Annotated in this window: 17 protein-coding genes; 13 read left to right on the top strand and 4 right to left on the bottom strand. The window is 54.6% G+C overall.

The window, feature by feature from the left end; all coding sequences use genetic code 11:
• Positions 1-220 precede the first annotated feature (220 nt).
• Together MKZ15_RS17215 and MKZ15_RS17210 are read left to right on the top strand one after the other, a co-directional pair.
• Positions 221-2,452 carry an FMN-binding protein gene (locus MKZ15_RS17215; protein ID WP_339817112.1) on the top strand — a complete coding sequence of 744 codons (2,232 nt, stop codon included), beginning with the start codon at positions 221-223 and terminating at the stop codon, positions 2,450-2,452.
• Between the two features lie 281 nt (positions 2,453-2,733).
• Positions 2,734-3,690, top strand: coding sequence for an HD domain-containing protein (locus MKZ15_RS17210; protein ID WP_339817110.1), 957 nt, complete (start codon positions 2,734-2,736; stop codon positions 3,688-3,690).
• A gap of 13 nt (positions 3,691-3,703) precedes the next feature.
• Here MKZ15_RS17210 and MKZ15_RS17205 read toward each other — a convergent pair whose 3' ends face one another.
• A complete protein-coding gene (locus tag MKZ15_RS17205; protein ID WP_193416534.1) occupies positions 3,704-4,540 on the bottom strand; it encodes a M15 family metallopeptidase in 837 nt (278 codons plus the stop codon).
• Between the two features lie 96 nt (positions 4,541-4,636).
• Between MKZ15_RS17205 and MKZ15_RS17200 the strand changes: the two genes are divergently transcribed.
• The 10 genes from MKZ15_RS17200 (at position 4,637) to MKZ15_RS17155 (ending at position 18,045) form a co-directional block, all read left to right on the top strand.
• Positions 4,637-5,518: an ROK family protein gene (locus tag MKZ15_RS17200; RefSeq protein WP_193416533.1), complete on the top strand. Its 882-nt coding sequence runs from the start codon at positions 4,637-4,639 to the stop codon at positions 5,516-5,518.
• 111 nt (positions 5,519-5,629) lie between these two features.
• Positions 5,630-6,820: a substrate-binding domain-containing protein gene (locus tag MKZ15_RS17195; RefSeq protein WP_193416532.1), complete on the top strand. Its 1,191-nt coding sequence runs from the start codon at positions 5,630-5,632 to the stop codon at positions 6,818-6,820.
• A gap of 704 nt (positions 6,821-7,524) precedes the next feature.
• Entirely contained in the window at positions 7,525-8,832 is a 1,308-nt protein-coding gene (locus MKZ15_RS17190; protein WP_339817107.1) for an ABC transporter substrate-binding protein, read from the top strand.
• Between the two features lie 27 nt (positions 8,833-8,859).
• On the top strand, positions 8,860-9,747 hold the full coding sequence (locus MKZ15_RS17185) for a sugar ABC transporter permease (protein WP_339817105.1): 888 nt from the start codon (positions 8,860-8,862) through the stop codon (positions 9,745-9,747).
• 59 nt (positions 9,748-9,806) lie between these two features.
• The gene (locus MKZ15_RS17180) at positions 9,807-10,670 is read left to right on the top strand and encodes a carbohydrate ABC transporter permease (protein WP_193416588.1); all 864 of its coding nucleotides are present in this window, start codon (positions 9,807-9,809) and stop codon (positions 10,668-10,670) included.
• 19 nt (positions 10,671-10,689) lie between these two features.
• Positions 10,690-11,775, top strand: a complete 1,086-nt coding sequence (locus MKZ15_RS17175) for a glycoside hydrolase family 76 protein (RefSeq protein ID WP_339817104.1) — start codon at positions 10,690-10,692, stop codon at positions 11,773-11,775.
• Positions 11,772-12,824 carry a glycoside hydrolase family 76 protein gene (locus tag MKZ15_RS17170; RefSeq protein ID WP_193416530.1) on the top strand — a complete coding sequence of 351 codons (1,053 nt, stop codon included), beginning with the start codon at positions 11,772-11,774 and terminating at the stop codon, positions 12,822-12,824. Before MKZ15_RS17175 ends, MKZ15_RS17170 begins: the two co-directional genes overlap by 4 nt.
• 60 nt (positions 12,825-12,884) lie before the next feature.
• Positions 12,885-14,153, top strand: a complete 1,269-nt coding sequence (locus MKZ15_RS17165) for a glycoside hydrolase family 125 protein (RefSeq protein ID WP_339817102.1) — start codon at positions 12,885-12,887, stop codon at positions 14,151-14,153.
• A gap of 39 nt (positions 14,154-14,192) precedes the next feature.
• Positions 14,193-16,940 (top strand): carbohydrate-binding protein, encoded by a 2,748-nt coding sequence (locus tag MKZ15_RS17160; RefSeq protein WP_339817100.1) that lies wholly within the window; start codon positions 14,193-14,195, stop codon positions 16,938-16,940.
• Positions 16,941-17,052: 112 nt separating this feature from the next.
• A complete protein-coding gene (locus MKZ15_RS17155) occupies positions 17,053-18,045 on the top strand; it encodes a Gfo/Idh/MocA family oxidoreductase (RefSeq protein WP_339817098.1) in 993 nt (330 codons plus the stop codon).
• A 130-nt stretch (positions 18,046-18,175) separates the two neighbouring features.
• On the opposite strand, the gene MKZ15_RS17150 is transcribed toward MKZ15_RS17155, so the two are convergent.
• Entirely contained in the window at positions 18,176-18,517 is a 342-nt protein-coding gene (locus MKZ15_RS17150; protein WP_155605770.1) for a cupin domain-containing protein, read from the bottom strand.
• A gap of 215 nt (positions 18,518-18,732) precedes the next feature.
• On the opposite strand from MKZ15_RS17150, the gene MKZ15_RS17145 reads away from it, so the two are divergent.
• Positions 18,733-18,942, top strand: a complete 210-nt coding sequence (locus tag MKZ15_RS17145; RefSeq protein ID WP_155605769.1) for a hypothetical protein — start codon at positions 18,733-18,735, stop codon at positions 18,940-18,942.
• Between the two features lie 125 nt (positions 18,943-19,067).
• Here MKZ15_RS17145 and MKZ15_RS17140 read toward each other — a convergent pair whose 3' ends face one another.
• On the bottom strand, positions 19,068-20,555 hold the full coding sequence (locus MKZ15_RS17140; RefSeq protein WP_155605763.1) for an altronate dehydratase family protein: 1,488 nt from the start codon (positions 20,553-20,555) through the stop codon (positions 19,068-19,070).
• On the bottom strand, positions 20,543-21,991 hold the full coding sequence (locus MKZ15_RS17135; protein WP_339817097.1) for a tagaturonate reductase: 1,449 nt from the start codon (positions 21,989-21,991) through the stop codon (positions 20,543-20,545). The genes MKZ15_RS17140 and MKZ15_RS17135 overlap by 13 nt, the downstream gene beginning before the upstream one ends.
• Between the last annotated feature and the right edge of the window lie 134 nt (positions 21,992-22,125).

The following is a 22,125-nucleotide window of genomic DNA, read 5'->3' as shown; positions in this document are numbered from 1 at the left end:
AACCACCCGTATCTATTTTTTTCCACTGTTATGTGAATTGATTCACGTTCGTGGGAGGCGTGGTTTCCGGTTAGACATCGTGCAAGAGGGAGGGGCGCGATTGCTTGGAAAGGGTTTCATCGTTTCTGAGCAAAGTCGAATAACAAAGAGAAACACCATTTGAAGAGCAGGTTATGTAATTTACATAGCTTGGTGAATTTCACAAGGGAGAGGATCGCATTTGAAAAAGCTGATTAGCCTTACAGTAAGCGCGACGTTGGTATTATCATCCTTGTCGCTTACCGTCGGTATGTCGGGGAACAAACTGACTGGCATTGACGTAGTGTCCGCTGCATCGGAATCAGAAACGCCAGCTAAGGAATCGACACCTAGCAAGACAACTACGCCAAGCAAGTCGACAACACCAAGCAAGACAACAACGAAGACACCTAGCAAGACAACAACGAAGACACCTAGCAAGACAACGACAACGCCGGCAAAGACACCTACGAAAACGACAACGCCTGCGAAGACGACAACCAAACCGGCAACTCCGGTTAAAACGACTACACCTGACGTCAAAAAGGTTGAGAATCCATACGCTGACGGTGTGTACGTCACTTACGGTAACGCTTATTCCAAAGGAACCGAAGGGGCAAAGGTAACGATCAAGGATGGCAAAGTTGCCGCGATCGAACTGCTTAGAACAAGCCCTAAACTGATTGACAGAGATGTGCGCAACAACTACAGCGGCCTCTGGAATGCTTATGAAACGATGAAAACCAATCTGCTCGGCAAAACGCAGGAACAAGCCGCTAAGGTGGACATCGTGTCCGGGGCAACTCGTTCCAGCAATGGTTGGAAGATGTCCGTCGACCGTGCTTTCCAAAGAGCCTTGAAAGCGAAGGCAAAGGGTGTAACCTATTTTGCCGGTGAGCATATGGGTGTAGATCCGGAAGGCAAATACATGGTCTTCGTTACTTTTGATGCTACGAAGCGTACGGCTGTCAAGGTTTACCCGCTGGATGCCAGCGGCAATGCAATCGAAGAAGCGAACCTGACCGAAGCGCAAGCAGCGTCGGTGAAAGCCATTACTGCCGAACTTCTGGCAAAAGGTACAGGCGCTGTTAGTCCTAAAGGACAAGAAGCCGAATACAAAGCCGCAGTGAACGCTTATTGGGATGCGGAACAAAACGCGAAAGTAAGCAACGATTCGAAATACATCGACGGCTTCTACTCTGCTTACGGCGCAGCCCGTGATAAAGGCGTAGAGAGAGCCGATGTCTACATTCGCAACGGCAAGCTGGTTGATGTGAAGCTGTTTAGACTGGGCTCCAACCTGATCGACCGGGGCGAAACGGCTTATGCCGAAGTGGTAAAAGCGAACGCGCCGATGACGGCTAAACTGCTCGCTAAAGGCTCGTACATCGCGAACTACAGCGACGACGTTGACGCGATTGCCGGCGCAACCGAAAGCAGCCACAGCTGGAACCTGGCCGTGGAAAGAGCTTTCGAAAAAGCGTTGAAGGTACCGGGCAAAGCGAAGTATTTTGAAGGCACCTTCGCTGGTGTCGACAACCTGTCCAAAGTACTGGTTCTGGCTGACATCAAGGCAGACAAAGTTTCGAACGTAAATGTACTCTTATTTGGCGCCGATGGTAAACTGATCGCCGCCGACAAGCTGACGGAAGAGCAACAAGCTCTTGTCGCTCAATTGAATGAAGGTTTGACTCAAAAAGGTGCAAACATGACGCCGATCGTAGGTCAAGAAGACTTGTCCCTAGCTGCCAGAGCCGCGTTCGCCGACTTGCTGAACAACGCTTCGAAAACACAAGGCAACTACAAGGACGGCACTTACACTGCGTTTGGCGACGCTTATGACAAAGGGACGAACCGTGCGGATGTCACGTTGCGTAACGGTGTCGTTGTTGGATTGAAGCTGTATCGTGTTGGTGTGAACATGGTTGACCGCGGTGCTTCCGCTTATGCGGAGGTAGTTAGAGCGATCCCGATTCTGACCCGCGATCTGCTGTTTGCAGGAACGAGAGAGCAAGCAGCTAAAGTGGACGTCGTGACCGGGGCAACCAGCAGCAGTACCGCTTTGAAGACAGCTGTGGAAAATGCCTATAAGAAGGCAGAAATCAACGAGTCGTACAAAACGGCTTACATTAACGGCATTTTCGCCGGTATCAATAAGGACAAATCCGTTTACGTCATGGTGACGGTCCAAAACAACATTCCGTTCAAAATGGAAGTATTCTATCTAGATGCGAACGGCAAAATCAAGACCGCAGAACAATTATCCGCTGACGAGAAAACCGTCAAAACGGAAATTGAAACGCCAACCACAGAAGGTTCGTTGCATAAATACGGGTATCGCCCGGCAGCCTTTGGTGAAACAGACGGCGTGAAGGCGGTATCGGCCCAAGTGGTCGACGCTGTGAAGAATGCGCTTGAGAACGCCGGCAGATAACCGTTTTCGTCGGAATCTGCGAGTCTAAAGACTTAGTGCATAAAGCCCCCTTGGATTAGATCTAAGGGGGCTTTTGCTGTACCTGAGGGACAACCATAAAAATTCTGGGTTACAACTTATGTCATGGCATGGCTTGAGCTCTAGAAGGACGTTGTCTTCGTGATATCACGGGGACGGCGTCCTTTTTTGGATATCGGGATAAGTTGGCGAAGGGAAAAGGCGCTGAGCTTTTGGCAGTCCCATAGTATAATAGATTTATCATGGATTTGGAGGAATTACGGGTGACGCAAATTAATCAATTAAGAAATCAGGATGAATTCGTTGGCTTTTATTTGCTTAAGGAGCTGGAGGTAAAGCAGACCAACGCCAACCCGCCAAAGGATTATTTGGATATTGTGTTGTGTGACGCGACGGGCGAAATGCCGGCTAAATTCTGGGATGCTTCGTCAACCGATAAGGAAACGTTCTTCCCGATGGGGCTAGTCAAGGTGCGGGGAATCGTGCAAACCTACCGGGAGAAGCTGCAGGTCAAGGTGATGCAGATCCGGCCGGCCAATCCGGAAGATGGGGTGAGGCTGACGGATTTCATCCGTTCCGCACCGATATCATCCGAGGCGCTGATTCATACGATTCAAGGCGTCATCAACGCAATTGCCGATGAGGAGATCCAGGCGATCGTCCGGTATTGCGTCGGGAAGGTGGAGGAGAAGCTGTCCCATTACCCTGCAGCCAAAACGCATCATCATGCTTATTTTGGCGGATTAGCTTACCACATGGTGCGCATGCTGGAAATCGGCGATTTTCTGTGCGGGCAGCGATCATTCCTGAACCCGGACCTGCTGAAGGCAGGCATCATTTTGCACGATATCGCCAAGCCTGAAGAAATGGTGGCCGAGTTGGGCATTGTGTCCGAGTACAGCACGCCGGGCAAGCTGCTGGGGCATATCTCCATGTCCTCGCAATGGATCACCGAAGCGGCGATTCACCTCGATATTGCATTGGATTCGCCGAAGGTGCTCGGGCTGCAGCATTTGGTGTTGTCTCACCATAATTTGGGAGAATGGGGCAGCCCGGTGCAGCCGCAGACGCCGGAGGCTGTCGCCCTGCACCATATCGACGCGCTGGACGCCAAACTACAAATGGTGGAGGACGCGCTGGCTACAACGCCGGAATCCGAAGCATGGACACCGCTGATTCGGGGGCTTGAGAACAAGGGGATCTACCGCTTGAAGTGGTGAGTGCGAGTGACAGTTATTCCACGTCAAAATCAAAATAGGTGGACGGGTAAGGCTCGTTCTTCAGGGTATAGTGCCACCATTCCTTTGCATACGGCTTAAAGCCCTGCTTGACCATCGCCGTCTTGAGAATGTAGCGGCCCGTCCGCTGCGCCTTGGTCAGCCCCTGTGCTCCATGCGCGGAAATCGGGCCAAGGAAATCGACCCGGCTTCCCATGTCGACTTCCTCGCCGGTCTTCTTGTAGACCAACGTAAGATCCACCGTGCTGCCCCGGGAATGGCCGGATTTGGAGGATAAGTAACCTTGCTTGAATAGATTCTTCTTATCCACCTCGGGGTAGAAACGTTCTTTCATCTCTGCATCGAGGGGATCCTTGGACCAGCGGGCGAAATGATTAACCGCTTTCTGCGGACGGTAGGCGTCAATGATTTTCAGGCGATAGCCTTGGGCTTCTAAATTGTCGTTGACCTTCTTCAACGCGCGGGCCGCGCGTAAGGTCAAGATCGCGAACGGTCCGCTGTACCCGTCGATTCGCTCCCCGACGAAGTTGTCACCGGTATAATAGCGAAGATCATATAGGGCATTCGGGATCACCTCGTCAAGGTATACGAAGCCCTTCCCCTTGGGTAGATGATATTTCTTGCTGACATCGGCAGCCTGGGTGGGGGAGGCAGGGGACGCGGTTAATTTGGAGGCAGCGGTTGAATAACCGGTGCCGGCTGCATTCACGCAGACTATGAATATCAGGGCGGCCAAGGTGAATAAGCCAATTTTACGTCCTGCCCGGGATAGGTTGTTACCGGACTTCGCAGGCGGGTAGTGCGCGTGATTATTTTTAAGGAAAGGGTACATGATCATGCTCCTTACACGGATAGAATAATTCAGATGAGGCAGCGATTGAATTCTATGATTATAGCATATCCCAGACCTTCAAAGGAGGAGATTACGATGCGGATTGGAGCAATTGAAGCAGGCGGGACGAAGTTTGTGTGCGGCGTCGGAAATGAGCATGGCGTCATCGAAGATAGCGTCAGTTTCCCGACAGAGCTTCCAGAACCAACTCTGGAGCGGGTGATTGGCTATTTTCGCGATAAAAAGGTAGAGGCGATCGGCGTAGGCTCGTTTGGCCCGCTTGACCTCAACCGGAACAGCGCCACTTATGGTTATGTGACGACGACGCCAAAGCCGGGCTGGAATGGATATGATGTTCTTGGTAAGTTAAAATCGCAATTTGATGTTCCCTATGGATGGGATACGGACGTGAATGCCGCCGCCTTGGGCGAGGCGAAGTGGGGCGCGGCACAAGGCCTGGATAGCTGCGTGTATTATACGGTGGGGACCGGCATTGGCGTTGGGGTGCTGGCGGAAGGCAAGCTTGTCCATGGGCTGGTCCACCCGGAAGGCGGACATGTTCTGCCGCGGCGGCATCCGGAGGACGATTTCCCCGGCCTTTGTCCATATCATGGCGACTGTCTGGAGGGCATGGCTGCGGGTCCAAGCCTCGAAGCGCGCTGGAGGGTGAAAGGTCATGAGCTAGCGCCGAATCATCCGGCCTGGAAAATCGAAGCCTACTATTTAGCGCAGGCGGTGACCGGCGCGATTCTGATGCTCTCGCCGCAGAAGGTGATCATGGGCGGCGGCGTCATGCAGCAGCCGCAGTTGTTCCCGTTGATTCGCGAGGAGGTTCGGCGGAACCTGGCTGGGTATGTGAACGCTTCGGCGATTTTAAGTGGTATGGACGGATACATTGTCCCGCCGGGCTTGGGAAACCGTGCAGGGCTTTGCGGCGCATTAGCCTTGGGGTTGGAAGCGATGACTATCCGTGGCTGATGTTTCGGGGGCATCGTGAACCGTTTCAAACATGGTTCGACAATCAAGATATATCATGATATATTATAATATATATCATGTCCTTTTGTGAGGGAACGTGGGAGGAACGTCATGAGTGAAAGTACCTCGTCTAAACCGATGTACGAGAAAATCTTTGATGATATGAAACGGCAAATCCTGGATCAAAGTTATAAGCCGGGCGACCGGATCCCATCGGAGAAAGAGCTGGCCGAGGAATATCAGGTTAGCCGGATTACGAGCAAGCGAGCGCTGGAGCTGCTGGCGGCCGAACATATCATCGTTCGAAAGCCGGGACGAGGTTCGTTTGTCACGGATCCGGAAGCCGATGGAGTAGGAGCGGCGGAACAAAGTCACGGCCGGATGGACGGCGCCTACGGCGGGAATGGAGCGGACAGGGAAGCGGCCGGGAAGTTAATCGGCGTCGTGTTGACGGATTTCGCCGGGAGCTACGGGACGCGGCTGATCTACGGGATGGAGGATGCCGCACGGGAGCAGGATTGTTTTCTCGTCCCGAAGCGGACATTTGGGATTCAGGAGAACGAGGAAGCGACTATTCGGAAGCTGCTGCAGCTTGGGGTGGACGGATTGATCGTATTCCCGGCGCAAGGGGAATATTTCAATGCGGAAATCCTCAAGATGGTGATCGAACGCTTCCCGCTGGTGCTGATCGACCGGGAACTGAAAGGCGTGGCGGCGGCCTCGATTAGCACCGACAATGTGAAAGCGGCGCAGGAGGCGACGGAGTACTTGTTTGATCTCGGGCACGCACACATTTCGTTGCTGTCCCCGCCGCCGGTAGATACGTCGGCTGTTGAGGAACGGATCGAAGGGTTTGTGCAGGCGCATGCCGGCCGAGGCATCGCTGCGGAACGGGAGTTGTGGATCAGCGACCTGACCTCCACCCTGCCAAACTCGTTTTACGATGAGAATATCGAACGAGATATTGATAAGATCATGCGCCATTTGCAGGCGCATCCTTCAATCACGGCGTTCTTCGCCATCGAATACAACATCGCGCTGTTGGCTAAAGCTGCTGTAACGCGGCTGGGGCTTCGCATTCCCGAAGACGTATCGATCATTTGCTTTGACAGCCCGCAGTTCCGCATTGGCGAGGGCTACGCTTTTACCCATATGCGCCAAAGCGAAGAGGACATGGGCAAGCTGGCCGTGGAGAATGTTTTGGCCTTGCTTGAGAACCGGCCGGTAGCGAACAAGGTTAAGCTGCCCGCCGCACTCGTTCCGGGAGAATCCACCGGACCCGCGAGGGAGCGGCGCGAGTAGCCATAGGCTCGCTCGCCAGCCTGCGGCGAAGGCATGCGCTGGTGCACAGTGAGTCGCCACTCCGTGGGAATGGCCAACTGCGGCCACTCGATGCTGGAGTTGCCACTCGCGGCGCAGCAAGCCAACTTCTGCCCCGTGGCGGAGCAACCGTGGCTGTGCGCGATGGGAGTGCTGTCTCCGTAGTGCGATGGCAGTTGCTCGCCTGCGTACTAAGGTAACTGCCACCCTCATGCCGAACCCAACTGCAAAAGTGCAGTTGAGTTTCGGCATTTTTGCGTTTGTGGGCTCTTGGGATGTAAAAGTGCATCTGATTGAGGACAATTTGGCTGAAAAGGGCGATTCGAGCAAATTTGAACTGCACATTTACATTTGAAGTCTCTTTCGAGAGCATTTTACGGCAAATCAAATGTACATTTACATTTGAGTACGCTAGCCAGCGCATTTTGCTGTATACCAACTGCGCTATTGCATTTGGCAGACGGATCAGGGTGAAATCCTATCGTGAATTCCGAACAAGGACCTCCGTACAGGAGGTCCTTGTTTTGTCACGCTTGAAGGGAGAAGGGGACGTTTGATATATATTTTACATACCAGGAACATCGATATTTTTCCCCATTGACATAATGATATGATGCTAATATACTATGTTTATTGAAAACGCTTTAATTGCTATGTCATCTAAACGAAAAGGGGAGGTTTATGAAATGAGAAAGTGGATGCTTGTAATGCTGGTGACGGTCCTGTTCGGCGCGATACTGGCTGGTTGCGGAGGAAGCGGCAGCGGTGACAGCAGTGGCAATGGTGGCAGTTCTGGAGACAGCGGAAGCGGCAATGCCAAGAAAGTGAAGCTGACGTTCTGGGGCGACTGGGGCGGCGAAGGGCAAAAGCAATTCGAGACGATGGTCGATGCTTTTAACAAATCGCAGGACAAAATCGAAGTTAAATACGTACTTCAACAGGATATGGTGACGAAGTTCCTGACAGCCGCAACGAGCGGTGGTTCGCCGGACATTTTGTTCTGGGACCGTTGGAGAACGTCGCTGTACGCTCCGAAAAACGTACTTCGCCCGATCGATGATTATATGGAGCGCGATGGCGTGAACAAAAGCGACTTTTTTGATGAGTCCTTAAAGGAATTAACCAACAGCGACAAGCTATATGGCCTGCCGTTGACGGTGGATGCCCGCGCGTTGTTCTACAACAAGAAGATGTTTGCGGATGCGGGCCTAGAGGCGCCTACAACGTGGGATGAATTGGAGCAGGCCGCCAAGACATTGACGAAGTGGAACGGCAGTAAGCTAGAAACCTCTGGCTTCTCCATGGCTGACCCGGGTCTGTTCAACATGTATCTGCAACAGGCCGGCGGACAGATGCTCGGCGAGGACGGCAAAACCAACTTCAACAATGAACAGGGCAAGCAAGTACTGGAGTTTTGGCAGCGTTTGCTGAAAGAGGACAAAGTATATAAGGTTGGCTTCGAAAAAGGTCTTGGCGAAGGCACCGATGCATTTGTAACGGGCAAAGTTGCCATGTTGTACACCGGTCCTTGGATGATGAGCACCTACAACAAATACGGCAAGGATCTGGATTACGGCATCGTTCCGCCTCCGGCAGGTCCAAACGGCGACAAGGGCAGCGTCATGGGCGGTTTCGGACTCGTGATTCCGCAAGGCTCCAAGCATCCGGATGAAGCTTGGGAGTTCATAAAGTGGTGGACGGCAAATAAGGACAATGCTTTGCTGTGGGCGAAAACGAGCTTGAACTTGCCGGGCTTCAAGCCGGCGCTCGAGGATCCGTTCTTTACTGAGGATCCGTTGTGGAAGCCGTTTACGGAAACGCTGGAGTTCGCCAAGACACGTCCAACGCATCCGGGCTATTCGGTCATGGAGGAGAACGCGTTGATTCCGAATCTGGAGCTGCTCCTGCAGAACAAGCAATCCATCGACGATACGTTGAAGAAAGCTCAGGAGCAAGGCGACAAACTGCTTGCGGAAAATGCGGTCGTGAAATAAAACCGGCCTCTGAAAGGGGAGCGAAGAATGGCATCCGTCAATAAGCTCGAACGGCATCAGGCCCGAATGGCCTATCTGTTCATTACACCAACCATGCTGTTGTTTGCCGTATTCATGGTCATCCCCGTCGTGATGGCCCTATATCTCAGCTTTACCAATTATGACGTGCTGAGCAGCAACGATTGGGTTGGGCTGGATAACTACCGCCGCCTGATCGGCGACACGCTGCTCTGGCAGACCTTTTTGAACGTGTTCTATTACGCAGTTGTTTTCGTTCCGCTGAATTTATTGATTTCCTTACTGCTAGCAATGCTTCTCAACAAAAAGAAAGGCGGAGTCAAGCTGTTTCGCACGTTTTACTACCTGCCAACCTTGACCTCCGCCGTCGCTGCGGCCACCGTGTGGATCTGGATGCTGCATCCCGAATACGGGCTGATCAACGGGTTGCTCTCGTATATCGGCATCACCGGTCCGGCTTGGGTATCGCAAACGGAAACGGCCATGGTGTCGATCATCGTCATGACGTTGTGGCAGTCGGTTGGCTCCAATATGATCATTTATTTGGCCGGACTCCAAGGCGTGCCCAATTACTTGTACGAATCGGCCCGGCTTGACGGGGCGTCGCGGTTCGCGTGCTTCCGTTATATCACTTGGCCGCAGCTTCGCCCAACGACGTTCCTTGTCAGCGTTTTGGCGATCATCGGCGCTCTGCAGCTGTTTGATCAGGCGTTCGTGCTGACGCAGGGCGGTCCAGCCAATGTCACCAAAACCCCGGTGTACCTGATCTACCAACAGGGCTTTAATCAGTTGCAAATGGGGTATGCCTCGGCGCAGGCGTTTGTGCTGGCGATGGCGATTCTCGTATTTTCGCTGATCAGCATGAAAATCACCAAAGCGGAGGAGCCGATTGTATGACAAATCAAGAGACGACGAGAACCGGCGTCGGCACCCGTCACGTCCAATTGGGCGCACCGATGCAGAAAAGATTGGCGAACGTGTTGTTTTATACGGTCAGCGCCATCATCGCTGTGATTATGTTTTTGCCCTTTTACTGGAGCGTGCTTACTTCATTTAAGCCGGATGAAGAGATGTTCTCGATGCCGATCAAGTGGTTCACGACGAACCTTACGTTCGAGCATTACTATAATGCGTTTACGACTGTGCCGTTTGGTCTTTATTTCTGGAACTCTTTTCTGCTGGCCGCGATCGGCGTGTTGTTCAACCTGTTCTTCGGCTCGCTAAGCGGTTATGCGTTCGCCAAGCTGAACTTCCGGATGAACCAGCCATTCTTCCGCATCCTGCTCGTTTCCATGATGGTGCCGGGGATCGTTACGATGATCCCTAGCGTGTACGTGCTGCGCCATATTCCGCTAGTCGGTGGAAACGACCTGTTCGGCAGCGGCGGTAACGGGCTGATGAACTCGTTTTGGGGGATTATTTTGCCGGGGGCTTCCGGTACGTTTGCCGTGTTCTTCATGCGCCAGTTCTTTCTGACACTGCCGAAAGACATGATGGAAATGGCACGGATCGAAGGCTGCGGCGAGTTCAAAATCTTCTGGCGCATTTACCTGCCGTTGACCAAGCCGGCCCTGGCCACGCTGGGGATTTTCACCTTCCAAGCGGGCTGGAACGGCTTCCTGTGGCCGATGATCGTACTGAACGATCCGGCGAAGGCGACGATTCAAATGGGGCTGCAGGCTTTTTCGTACAACTATCAGACGGATTACGGCCCGATGATGGCGGGGGCGCTGGTAGCGATCCTGCCGATTCTGGTGCTGTTCCTGCTGCTGCAGCGGTATTTTATCCAAGGTATCGCATTTAGCGGAATCAAGGGATAGGACAGATGGGAGAGATCACATGAAGACCACCATGAAAGAAACCGAAGTGCGTCGGCAACGGGCTGACCTGGCCCAGACTGCGCTAGATGAAAGGTTCTGGAACGAAGAGATCCAAATGTATAATATCCAAACGCCATGCGAAAACGGGACGTGCAACGACATTTTTCATTACTGGTGGATGGCGCATGCGGTCGACACGCTGGTCGACGGACTGAAGCGCACGGGAGACCGGCGGTATGCCAAGCGGCTGGAAGAGCTGTACGACGGCCTTCTTTGGCGCAACGGCGGTGCCTGGCCCAATGAGCTGTACGACGATATGGAATGGATGGCACTCGCCTGGTTGCGCGCCTATCAAGTTACCGGAGAACCGCGCTACAAGGAGACTACCCTCCTGCTGTGGCAGGATATCCAAACCGGATGGAACGAGCAGATGGGCGGCGGGATTGCCTGGCAGAAATCGCAATTGGACTATAAAAATACCCCAGCCAACGCCCCCGCCGTCATCCTGGCGGCCAGGTTGTACCAAGCGTTTGAAAACCCGGACGATTGGGCTTGGGCGCAGCGAATTTACGATTGGCAGGCAGCGAACCTGGTTGATCCGGCTACCGGCCTGGTGTGGGACGGCATGAACCGGACGGGAGACGGCGCGATCGACAAGGATTGGAAGTTCACCTACTGCCAAGGCGTCTTTATCGGAGCTTCCGTGGAGATGTACCGGGTAAGCGGGGAGGCGGCTTTCCTGGAGGCGGCGCTCCGCACGTTCCGCGTCGTCCTCCAGGAGTTCACCTCCAGCGAAACCGGGCTGCTGCCGGAGGAAGGAGACGGCGACGCCGGGCTGTTCAAAGGCATCTTGATCCGCTATTTGGCGGAGCTGGCCCATGCGGCCCCGGACCATCCCGAAGTTACCGAGTATGTTGGCCTTCAGGCGGAACGCGCCTGGAGCCGGCAGACCGCATCGGGGCAACCGCGGTTTGGCACAGATTGGAGCCGAGCTCCTAAGGAGGGCGAAGTCGTGTCGCTCAGCTCGCAACTGAGCGGCGTCATGCTGATGGAGGCGGCCTCGGGGTTAACTCCGGATGCCGCGACCGAAGGGGAGACGCGATGATGGACCGCCGCGAACTGGGCTGGGCTCATCTGGCAGAACACGTGCACCGCGACCTGTTCGCCTGCTATAGGAACGAGGAGACCGGCATCCTGGACCAGTGGTATCCGCGTACGGCGGGCCTTGCAGGCGAAAACTTCTATTACTGGTGGCAAGCCCACGTCCTCGACGTGCTGGTGGACGCCTATGAGCGGACCGCCGACCCCGCGCTGCCGGACCGGATGCGGCAGTTCTGCATCAGTCTGGAACACTATAACGGCGGGGCGTTGACGCACAATTATTATGATGACATGGAATGGACGGCGCTGGCGCTGCTGCGGGCTTACCGGGCGACCGGCGAGACGTGGTACGAGGAGAAGGTCCAGGAGCTGTGGGCGGATATCCAAACGGCTTGGAATGCGCATTGCGGCGGCGGGATGGCGTGGAAGAAGGATCAGCTCGATTACAAAAACACCCCGGCCAACGCGCCCGCAGCGATCCTGGCTGCCCGGCTCTACGGTTTGTTCGGCCGACCTGACGACCTCGCTTGGGCCAAACGGATTTACGAGTGGAATAAAACACATCTGGTCGACCCCGCTACCGGCTTTGTGTGGGACGGCATGAACCGCACTGGGGACGGAACGATCGACAAAGACTGGCGATTTACTTATTGCCAGGGCGTCTTTATCGGTGCGGGTGTTGAATTGTACGTCTGCACCGGCGATTCCGTTTACCTGGAGGATGCCAGACGGACCGCTGCCGCCTGCTTCAAGGAGCTGGGTGAGCCCGGCACCGGTCTGCTTCCCGAGGAGGGGATCGACGATACCGGCTTATTTAAAGGGATCCTGATTCGCTACCTCGTCCGTCTCCTGGAGATCGACCCGGCTTGCCCGCGTGTCCGGGAGGTCCTTCTCATGAATGCGGAGAAGCTTCGTTCCGAGGGGCTGCTTGAGAACCCCCTCTTATGCGGCCCTTCCTGGAAGGAGCCACCTACCCTGCCGGTCCAGCTCAGCGTCCAGCTGAGCGGCTTGATGCTGCTGGAAGCGGCGGCAAAGCTGAAGTTATCGGAGTGAAGAAACCACGCGGAAAAAGTCCCATCAAACCACTGCTAGATTAAACGGAGGAGAGAGATCATGACTGAGCAACTAACCCAAACCGACATCATCGCGTTGGTGGAAACGAAGATGAAGCATCGCCCGAAAATCGTGGAGATGTTTAAACGGTGTTACGAAAATACGCTGGAAACGACCATCCATCGTCATGAGGACGGAACGGTGTTTATGCTGACCGGCGATATTCCGGCCATGTGGCTGCGCGACTCCGTCAACCAGCTCCGGCCGTATCTGATCCCGGCGGCGAAGGATGCCGGCTTGCGCGAGATTATCGAAGGGGTACTGATGACGCAATGCCAATCGATCTTGCGAGATCCGTACGCCAACGCGTTTAACGAATTCGAGAATTTTCGCGGCCATCAGTCGGATTTGACCGAGATGTCCGGTTGGATTTGGGAGCGCAAATACGAGGTAGATTCGTTATGTTATCCCCTTCAGTTAGCCTACCTTTACTGGAAAAATACCGGGGAGACCCGTCACTTCACGCCGGAATTCAAGCAAGCGGCCGAGCTGATCCTGCAAACCTGGCGGACCGAGCAGCGCCACGAGGAACTTTCGAAATATACGTTCGTACGGGAAAACAGCGGGGAAACGGATCGACTCCCGGGACCGGTAATGTATACGGGCATGACCTGGTCGGGTTTCCGCCCAAGCGATGATGCCTGCAAATACGGCTATCTCGTTCCATCGAACCTGTTTGCGATCGTCGTGCTGGGTTATTTACTGGAGATCAATGAACGGTTTTACGGGGACGACGATTTCGCCGATGAGGTACGCGCGCTGCGCGATGACATTCGGCAGGGGATTGAACAGTACGCGGTCATCGATGACGAGGAGTTTGGAAAGGTGTATGCGTACGAGGTGGATGGGCTCGGTGGGGTCAATCTGATGGATGACGCCAATGTGCCTAGTCTTTTGTCGCTGCCTTATCTCGATTACTGCAGCAAGGACGATCCGATTTATCTGAACACCCGCCGGATGATCCTTAGCCGACGCAATCCTTACTACTATGAAGGAACTTATGCCAAAGGGATCGGCAGCCCGCACACGCCCCCGGACTATATCTGGCACATCGCCTTGTCCATCCAGGGAATCACTGCGCTCGATGAATCGGAAAAGCTGGACATTCTGGGCATGTTCGAACGAACCGATGCCGGAACGAATTTGGTACATGAAGGTTTCCACAAGGATAATCCTTCGGAATACTCGCGGGAATGGTTCTCTTGGTCCAACGCGATGTTTGTTGAATTCGTGCTCAGCTTATGCGGTCTGGAAATTGCCATGCGCTAGCTTTCAGTACGGAATGAATCCGCAAATGGAGGTTTTGCCGTGAAAGGGAATCAAGTGAAAAGAACCGCTTCGAAATTTCTTACGCTCACCTTGACGATGGCACTCTCGATATCGCTGCTTACCGGGGCGAAGGCTCCGGAGGCTCAAGCGGCCAGCTTCAATTCCGCAGATGCGGACGCCGCAATCCGAGCCTTTAACGCCAAGTTCTGGGATCCGCAGGCCAAATCCTATTGGGCCGATTCCAATCGCGGCTCCAACTACCAGGGCTTCTGGGTGGAAGCCGAGTTATGGGAAATGGTCATGGACGCTTATCTTCGCACCTCGGACCTGGAACTGAAGGCGCAGCTTCGCGCCCAGATCGACGATATTTTTGACGGCGCCGTTCTTAAATATGGCGAGGACTGGACGAATAATCCGTTTAACGATGACATCATGTGGTGGGCGATGGCCAGCGCAAGAGCTTATCAAATCACCGGGGAAGCCCGCTACCTGGACAAGGCGAAATATTACTTTGATTTTGTATACGATACCCAGTGGGATGACGAATTTGCGAACGGCGGTCTGTGGTGGTTGAACAGCGAGCATGTCACGAAGAACGCCTGCATTAACTTCCCGGCAGCCGAAGCAGCGGTGTTCCTGTACGAGATCACGGAGGACTCGCATTATCTGGAGGCGGCAACCCGAATTTACCGCTGGGGCAAAACGATGCTGACGGATGGAAACGGCAAGGTGTTCGATCGGATTGAACCGGATCGCGGCCCTGTGCCGGATGCCACGCATTATAATCAGGGGACATTTATCGGTGCCGCCACCATGCTGCACCGGGTCACCGGCGATAAGGTGTATCTGGAGGATGCGATCAAGGCAGCTCAGTTTACCATGGCGCATCAAACGGAAGCCAATGGGCTGCTGGGTTATGAAGGCCCGAACGGGGACCTGAAAGGCGGCAAAACGATCCTGCTACGCAATTTGGCGTACTTGCAGCAAGCGGTAGATGGCAGCAAACCCCGGGCTCATCGGGAGTTTGAACGGAAGTTTGACGATTGGCTGGCTTTGAATGCAACCATGGCCTGGAGCCATCGGAACGCAGAGGGCATCGTCGACGGCAACTGGATCGGGCAGCTATTGTCCGGAACCTATGAATCCTGGGCCGCCTCCAGCGCCGTCCAGGCCTTGACGGTCGTGCAACCGAAGTCCATCGTTCCGGCATACCCAGTGAAATCGGCTTATCAACGAATCGAAGCGGAAAAATACAACATCGGCCAAGGCTTCGTGCTAGAGGGTAGCGCGGAAGGCACGTTGCAACTGGGCGGAATAAAGCACGGGCATACTGCGGTTTATAGAAACGTCGATTTCGGGACGACGGGAGCCGTCGGCTTCATCGCCCGGGCAGCTAGCGGAACGTCCGGCGGAACGATCGAAATTCGGCTGGACGCCGAAGATGGTCCTAAGATCGGTACGGTCCGGGTCGAAAGCACGGGCGGCTGGAACCAGTTCATCGATGCGGTTGCCGTGCTCAAGGATGACCAAGGCGATTCAGTGACGGTAACCGGAAAGCATGATGTCTACTTCACTTTTCTCAAGGCGAATGACGACTATCTGTTTAACTTGAACTGGTTTCGGTTTACGGAGACCGATCCGACGAGAACCGATGCCTATGCCAAACGGAAGGCCGGCGAATTCGACGCCAGTTCCGGGGTAAGCCGAAACGGCGAGCATGGCTTCCTGGAGGGAATCACGAATGGCGCGTACGTTCATTATGAGGGCATCGATTTCGGCAGCGGTGCGGCCGGAATCACGGCGCATGTCGCGAGCGGGAACCGCGGCGGAACGATCGAGGTGAAGTTGGATAGCTTGAACGGGCCAACCGTCGGCACCCTTCCTATTCCCGCTGTTGGCGACTGGGCGACATGGATCGATGTGATGTCCACGGTCGATGACACGGCAGCGGCTGGCATCCACGACGTCTACCTGGTGTTCTATGGCACGGACGGCAGCGATTTTCCGTGTAACCTCGACTGGTTCAGCTTTACGACTGTTAAAGGCAAGGCCCAGGATGCTTACGGCAAGCTGGAGGCCGAAAGCTATACGAGCGGTTCGGGTTTCGGCACGGAGCAAGGCGGGGGACAAACGTACCTTGCAGGGATGTTTGGACCTAATCAGCCGTATGCTATGTACAATTACGTAGACTTTGGCGAAGACGGCGGAGCAGCGCAATTCCATGTCAGCGCCGCCAGCGATACCGCCGGCGGGACGATCGAGGTACGGCTGGACAGCCCAAGCGGCCCCGTGATCGCGGAGACGGCCGTCACCGGAACTGGCGGCTGGCAGGAGTTTAAAGTGTTCTCGGCGGAGGTTACCTCCCCGGTTCGCGGTAAACATATCGTATTCCTCCTCTTCAAAGGCTCGGATTGGCTGTTTAACCTGGATAAGTTCACGTTCGGCGATCCGGCCGTATTCACGGCGCCGCCCGTGATTCCTGAACCGCCCCGCGACCATACGCCTCCGGGGGAAGTTGAACATGTGCGCGCGGTAAAGGAAAACGGACGGATCCGGCTATATTGGGACGGTCCGTACGATGTGGACGGCGAGAAGGTGCAGATCCGTCTGCTAAAGAACAAGAAGCCATTCGGCGATATGATGGAGGTAGCTCGCGGCGTTCAGACCGTAGTGCTGCCGGACATGAAGAATCCGAAAGGGTACACGGTACAGTTCAAATCTGTCGACACTTCTGGTAATGTCTCCAAGGGGTATTCCGTTTCATTGGGAGACCTCATCGCGAAATAAATGAACAAACAGACCGGGGCGGAGTGGTCCAGCCTTCGGTCTGTTTTTTGCCCGGGGTTGTGTTACATTAAGAAGGAATCAATTGGACATTTATTCCGAGGAGGAATGGCGAATGGCAGCGATTCGGATTGGCATGATCAGTTATTGGCATGTGCATGCATGGGATTATACGAAGGAGGCCTTGGCGCATCCCGACACCGAGATCACGGCGGTATGGGACGAGAACCCGGAACGGGGTCAGGAGCAGGCCGAGAAGCTGGGCGTTCCGTATTACGCTTCATTGACGGAAATGCTGGACAGCGGCATCGAAGCGGTCATCGTGGATGCACCGACCCGATTGCATCGGGACGTGATGGTGCAGGCGGCCCGTGCAGGCAAGCATATCTTTACGGAAAAAGTGTTGGCTCCTAATCTGCAAGAGGTTCAGGAGATCCTGGACGCGGTGCAGCAAAACAATGTCAAGTTGGCGGTGTCCTTGCCCCGACTGAATGACGGGTACACATTGGCGATTTCGGAGGCGTTGCAGGAAGGGCTGCTCGGACGTGTCACTCAGGTTCGCGTACGACTATCTCACAATGGCGCGATAGCGGGATGGCTGCCGGAGCATTTCTATGACCCGGTGGATTGCGGCGGTGGGGCTTTGATTGACCTGGGCTGCCACCCGGTATATTTGACTCGCCTGTTTCTGGGAGAAGACCCCGTCGAGGTTACGGCGCAGTTCGGGTATGTAATGGACAAGCGGGTAGAAGATAACGCCGTGATGACATTAAGCACGGCATCAGGGGCCGTGGGGATCGCCGAGGCGGGATTTGTGAATCCGTTTTCCCCATTTACGATCGAGGTTCACGGAACCGAGGGCAGCTTGCTGTACGGAACGCCGGAGTCGAAGCTGCTGCTGCGGACCGGTGCGAAAGGCGAGGAATACGCTGGACAATGGCATGAGCTGGAGATTCCAGCCAACCGGGTAGGCGCGTTTGCGCAGTGGATTAGGCATATCCAAGATGGTACGTCGGCGGAGGGAAATATCCGTGCGGCCGTGGAATTAACCCGGCTTATGGAGGCTGCCTACCGATCAGTACAAGAAAAACGCTCGGTCGTATTGTAGAAGTTGACCTTGCTTGAATCAAATCATCGGCCAGGTGGGTTCCCACCTGGCCGATGATTTATCAAGAGAAAGTCACCTATCGGATTCACTTTCTACTGGGACGAACCCTTAGCATGAGCCGGAGTTGGCGTTAAATGTTCTGCGCGTATTCCGCCGAAGGAACTTTCGTTAGAATGACGTACAGGCTAGCGGGTTCGGTTCCGTCATTACGGTAGGAGAAAGACTCGGCTCCTTCCAGATGCAATACTTCGCCTTGTCCCAGCGGTGAGGTTTCTCCGTCCACCGTGATCGCTCCGCTACCTTGCAGGGCAAGAATAAACACGTCGGTATTCGGATGCGTGTGGGTTGGCAGCTCTTGCCCCGGCATAAAGTTCAGCACGAATACGACGCTTTCGCCTTTCTTGAAGGCAATGCGTTTGGTGAATTTCTCGGGTTGGTAGTCTTGAAGGTTGGTTAATGCCAGCTTTTCCATGAATAGTTCCTCCTTGACCGGTCAGCGGGCCGGTTCATTGAATGGGTTTTTGGATCATGATCGTTGATATCATTGTCTTCCTGTCTCTTATGTTAACATCAACCGGTCGGCTTATTCTTGATCTAGATCAAGCTTGCAGAAAAATTGTCCCTATTTCAAAACTCCAGGAAATGGCCACTACTGCAAAATGAAGTAAATTGGAGGAAGACGAATGGATGTTTTTAGTAAATGTGGTGAAAGGAGTAACGCTCGTGAAACGTTATCCGGGGATGGATCAAGAAGTGGTTATGATGGAGATCAAGCGGCTCAAACAGAAAGCCGACCGGTTGCTTGCCATGTCGATCCGGCTGAATCAGCCTAACTTGGCGGACGAGGCGGAGCGGTTATACCAACAAATAGACAGGTTGGCTTTGCTAACGGGTTGATTTACGATAACATTCCTTGAGTCCGTGCCTTCAATAAATACGGCCTGCATCTGACATACATGATTCCCAAAAAGCCAGAGTCTGACCGAAAACGGTGACTCTGGCTTTTTGTATGGCTCTGACTCTTATAACGTAACCCCGGTTTTGAAAATCGCCAACTCACGTACTTCGTTCTGTTCGTTCCGAGTTTTCTGCCCGCTCGCCACCGCGATAACATAAGCGATAAACTTCTCCAGCACATCCTCCATTGGCGTATCCAGCAAGGTGCCCGCGTTGAAGTCCATCCAATGCTGCTTGCGGTTGAACAGCTCATTGTTCGTGGCGACTTTTACCGTGGGGACGAAGCTGCCGAACGGGGTACCGCGACCGGTCGTAAAGAGGACCAACTGACAGTCGGCGGCGGCTAGCGCAGAGGAGGCCACCAGGTCGTTGCCCGGCGCTTGCAGGAGGCTTAGCCCCTTCTTGCGCAGCTTCTCGCCGTATTTCAGCACGTCGACCACCGGGGCAGTCCCGGCTTTTTGCGTGCAGCCCAGCGATTTGTCCTCCAGTGTGCTGATGCCGCCAGCCTTGTTGCCCGGCGATGGATTTTCATAGACAGGTTCGCCGTAGGATAAGAAGTATCGCTTAAAATCATTAATGAGGCCGACGATTTGTTCAAATACCGCTTGGCTCTCGGCGCGGGCCATCAGCATCTGTTCGGCCCCAAACATTTCGGGCACCTCGGTCAGGATGGTAGAGCCACCTTGGGAAATGAGGAAATCGGAGAAAGCACCGAGCAGCGGATTCGCCGTAATTCCGGAAAAACCGTCGGAGCCGCCGCACTTCAGCCCAACGTTCAGCTCACTGAGCGGCACCGGCTCCCGGCGGTCGTTCTGGGCCGCCTCGACCAGTTCGTCGAGCAGCGCCAGCCCCGCCTCCAGCTCGTCTTCGACCTCCTGGGCGACGAGGAATTTGACGCGTTGCTCGTCGTAATCGCCCAGGCGCTGGCGGAACTCGGCAACGATGTTGTTCTCGCAGCCTAGGCCGAACACCAGCACGCCGCCCGCATTGGGATGCAGTACGGCGTCTGCGAGAATGCTGCGCGTCATGAGGTGGTCTTCGCCTAGCTGCGAGCAGCCGTAGGGGTGCTTGAGCACGGTGATATTGTCGAAGGGACCGAGGTCCGGATGCTCCGCTTTAAAAGCGCCGATCATCTGCTCGGCTATCCCGTTTACGCAGCCGACGGTCGGCACAATGTACAGATCATTCCGAATGCCTGTTTTCCCGTTAGCCCGGCGATACCCTTGAAACGTCAGCGGGCGTTTCGGGTAAATCACGGGATGCAAGTCGGGTTGATATTCGTACTGCTCCTCGCCGGCCAGATTCGTTTTCACATTATGCATATGCACCCATTCGCCTCGAGCGATCGCTGTTACGGCATGACCGATGGGGTAGCCGTATTTGGTGACAGCCGAACCGGCGGGGATATCGTGTAGCGCGATTTTGTGACCTTGAGGAATGTCTTGCTTGGCTTCAACGATCAGATCGTCCCACTGGATCCCCTCGCCAGCTTCGATGGGCCGTAAGGCTACCGCGACATTGTCGCGCGAATTCATTCTCATTAATCGCCGCATGGGCTGCCGCCTCCTATCCATTGTAACGTGGCTCGGGCACCAAACGCGTCCAGCTTTCGGACATATTGCTCCAGGGACGCGGCAAGCTCGGGTACGTCGGACAAATCCTCGCCCCATAACTGGACATCCCGTAAAAGGGTCGGAATCACTACTGCGGGCTGTGCCCAGGCCTGATCGAAGAGCGCAAGCACGTCGGGGCTGTCCTTCCGCTCCAGCCGGTCGCCCCGGTAGCCGACTAACAACGCGGCAAAAGCAAGGGCGATCCGCTTCGGAAGCTCGCCGCGTTCCCGCCGGTAACGCAGGAGAACGGGCAGCAGCCGGGTCTGGAATTTGGCGATGCTGTTCAGCGAGATCGAAGCCAACTCGTGCCGGATGAAGGGGTTCATGAATCGTTCCCGTACGGCCTGGGCATAAGCCAGCAGCCCTGCCTTAGGCAAATCCAACATCGGAAGAATCTCCTCTTCCATCAACTCCCGTACAAATACGGATAAATCCTCGTCGTTCATCACTTCCTCGACGGTTTCCAGGCCGGCTAGTAAGCCCAAAGCGGCCATCGCCGTGTGAGGGCCGTTCAGCAGATGGACCTTTTGCTCCCGGTACGGGCGTAAATCTTCCGTGAAAATAACGTTCAGTCCCGCCTCGGCCAGCGGCAGCCGTTCAGGCAGCCAATCCGGGCCTTCGATGACCCACAGCAGGTATGGTTCAGCGGTTACCATCAGGCGGTCTCGATAGCCGAGCTCCCGCTCCCAATGATCCGCTTTTTCCTGCGGAAATCCAGGAACGATGCGGTCTACGAGGCTGCAGCAAAACGTATTATCCCGTTCGAGCCATTCCGTGAACCCGTTGCCCAAATTCCACTCCGCGGCGTAACGCAGTACGATTTGGCGCAGCTTCTCGCCATTGCGGTCGATCAGCTCACAAGGGATGATCGTAAATCCCGCCTTCCCCAACTGATAACGGCGATAGAGCAGGGCGGTCAGCTTGCCGGGGAAGCTGCGCTGTGGTGCATCCGTTAAGCGGTCTTCCGGGTTGTAGGTGATGCCGGCCTCGGTTGTGTTCGAGGTGATGAATTCCAGAGAGTCCTGCTCCGCCAGGGCGAGGAATTGTTCATATTCGGTGTACGGGCTGATCAACCGGCTGACGGAGCTAATGATCTCGTGCTCGCGGACGATTTGCTGCTCCGCGATTCCGTTCATGAGCACCGTATAAAGATGATCTTGCTTGGCATAATGTTCGGATACCGGACTTCCTTGCGGCTTGATCATCACCAAGCTGCCTTGAAAACGTCCTTGCCGATTCATCTGCTGGACCTGCCAGGCGGTGAAGGCGCGCATGAAATTGCCTTCGCCGAACTGAATCATTCGTTCCGGGTAGGCGGGCAATTCGGGGAATAAGGTTCGGGATAAGAGCGGATAAAACGGAAGCTGCGTATCCATTGGCTCCTCGACTCCTCTATTAGGATTGTATGCACACGTGAACAAAATGAGATAAAAGAGAGATGTAACCGGGTTGCAGCTAAGGGCCGCGAATGCGCCGAATTCTCGAAAAACTACTGTAATTCGGCGTCAAC

Source organism: Paenibacillus sp. FSL R7-0216 (genome assembly GCF_037969915.1).
Classification (GTDB): domain Bacteria; phylum Bacillota; class Bacilli; order Paenibacillales; family Paenibacillaceae; genus Fontibacillus; species Fontibacillus rhizolycopersici.
Note: the sequence above shows the minus strand (reverse complement) of the source record. Positions and strands in the feature narration are given on the sequence as shown.

Coding starts and splice junctions, on each gene's coding strand:
- MKZ15_RS17180 (WP_193416588.1), top strand. CDS start 9,807: ATGCAGAAAAGATTGGCGAACGTGTTGTTTTATACGGTCAGCGCCATC.
- MKZ15_RS17165 (WP_339817102.1), top strand. CDS start 12,885: ATGACTGAGCAACTAACCCAAACCGACATCATCGCGTTGGTGGAAACG.
- MKZ15_RS17145 (WP_155605769.1), top strand. CDS start 18,733: ATGTTTTTAGTAAATGTGGTGAAAGGAGTAACGCTCGTGAAACGTTAT.
- MKZ15_RS17140 (WP_155605763.1), bottom strand. CDS start 20,555: ATGCGGCGATTAATGAGAATGAATTCGCGCGACAATGTCGCGGTAGCC.
- MKZ15_RS17190 (WP_339817107.1), top strand. CDS start 7,525: ATGAGAAAGTGGATGCTTGTAATGCTGGTGACGGTCCTGTTCGGCGCG.
- MKZ15_RS17155 (WP_339817098.1), top strand. CDS start 17,053: ATGGCAGCGATTCGGATTGGCATGATCAGTTATTGGCATGTGCATGCA.
- MKZ15_RS17205 (WP_193416534.1), bottom strand. CDS start 4,540: ATGTACCCTTTCCTTAAAAATAATCACGCGCACTACCCGCCTGCGAAG.
- MKZ15_RS17200 (WP_193416533.1), top strand. CDS start 4,637: ATGCGGATTGGAGCAATTGAAGCAGGCGGGACGAAGTTTGTGTGCGGC.
- MKZ15_RS17195 (WP_193416532.1), top strand. CDS start 5,630: ATGAGTGAAAGTACCTCGTCTAAACCGATGTACGAGAAAATCTTTGAT.
- MKZ15_RS17185 (WP_339817105.1), top strand. CDS start 8,860: ATGGCATCCGTCAATAAGCTCGAACGGCATCAGGCCCGAATGGCCTAT.
- MKZ15_RS17175 (WP_339817104.1), top strand. CDS start 10,690: ATGAAGACCACCATGAAAGAAACCGAAGTGCGTCGGCAACGGGCTGAC.
- MKZ15_RS17135 (WP_339817097.1), bottom strand. CDS start 21,991: ATGGATACGCAGCTTCCGTTTTATCCGCTCTTATCCCGAACCTTATTC.
- MKZ15_RS17150 (WP_155605770.1), bottom strand. CDS start 18,517: ATGGAAAAGCTGGCATTAACCAACCTTCAAGACTACCAACCCGAGAAA.
- MKZ15_RS17170 (WP_193416530.1), top strand. CDS start 11,772: ATGATGGACCGCCGCGAACTGGGCTGGGCTCATCTGGCAGAACACGTG.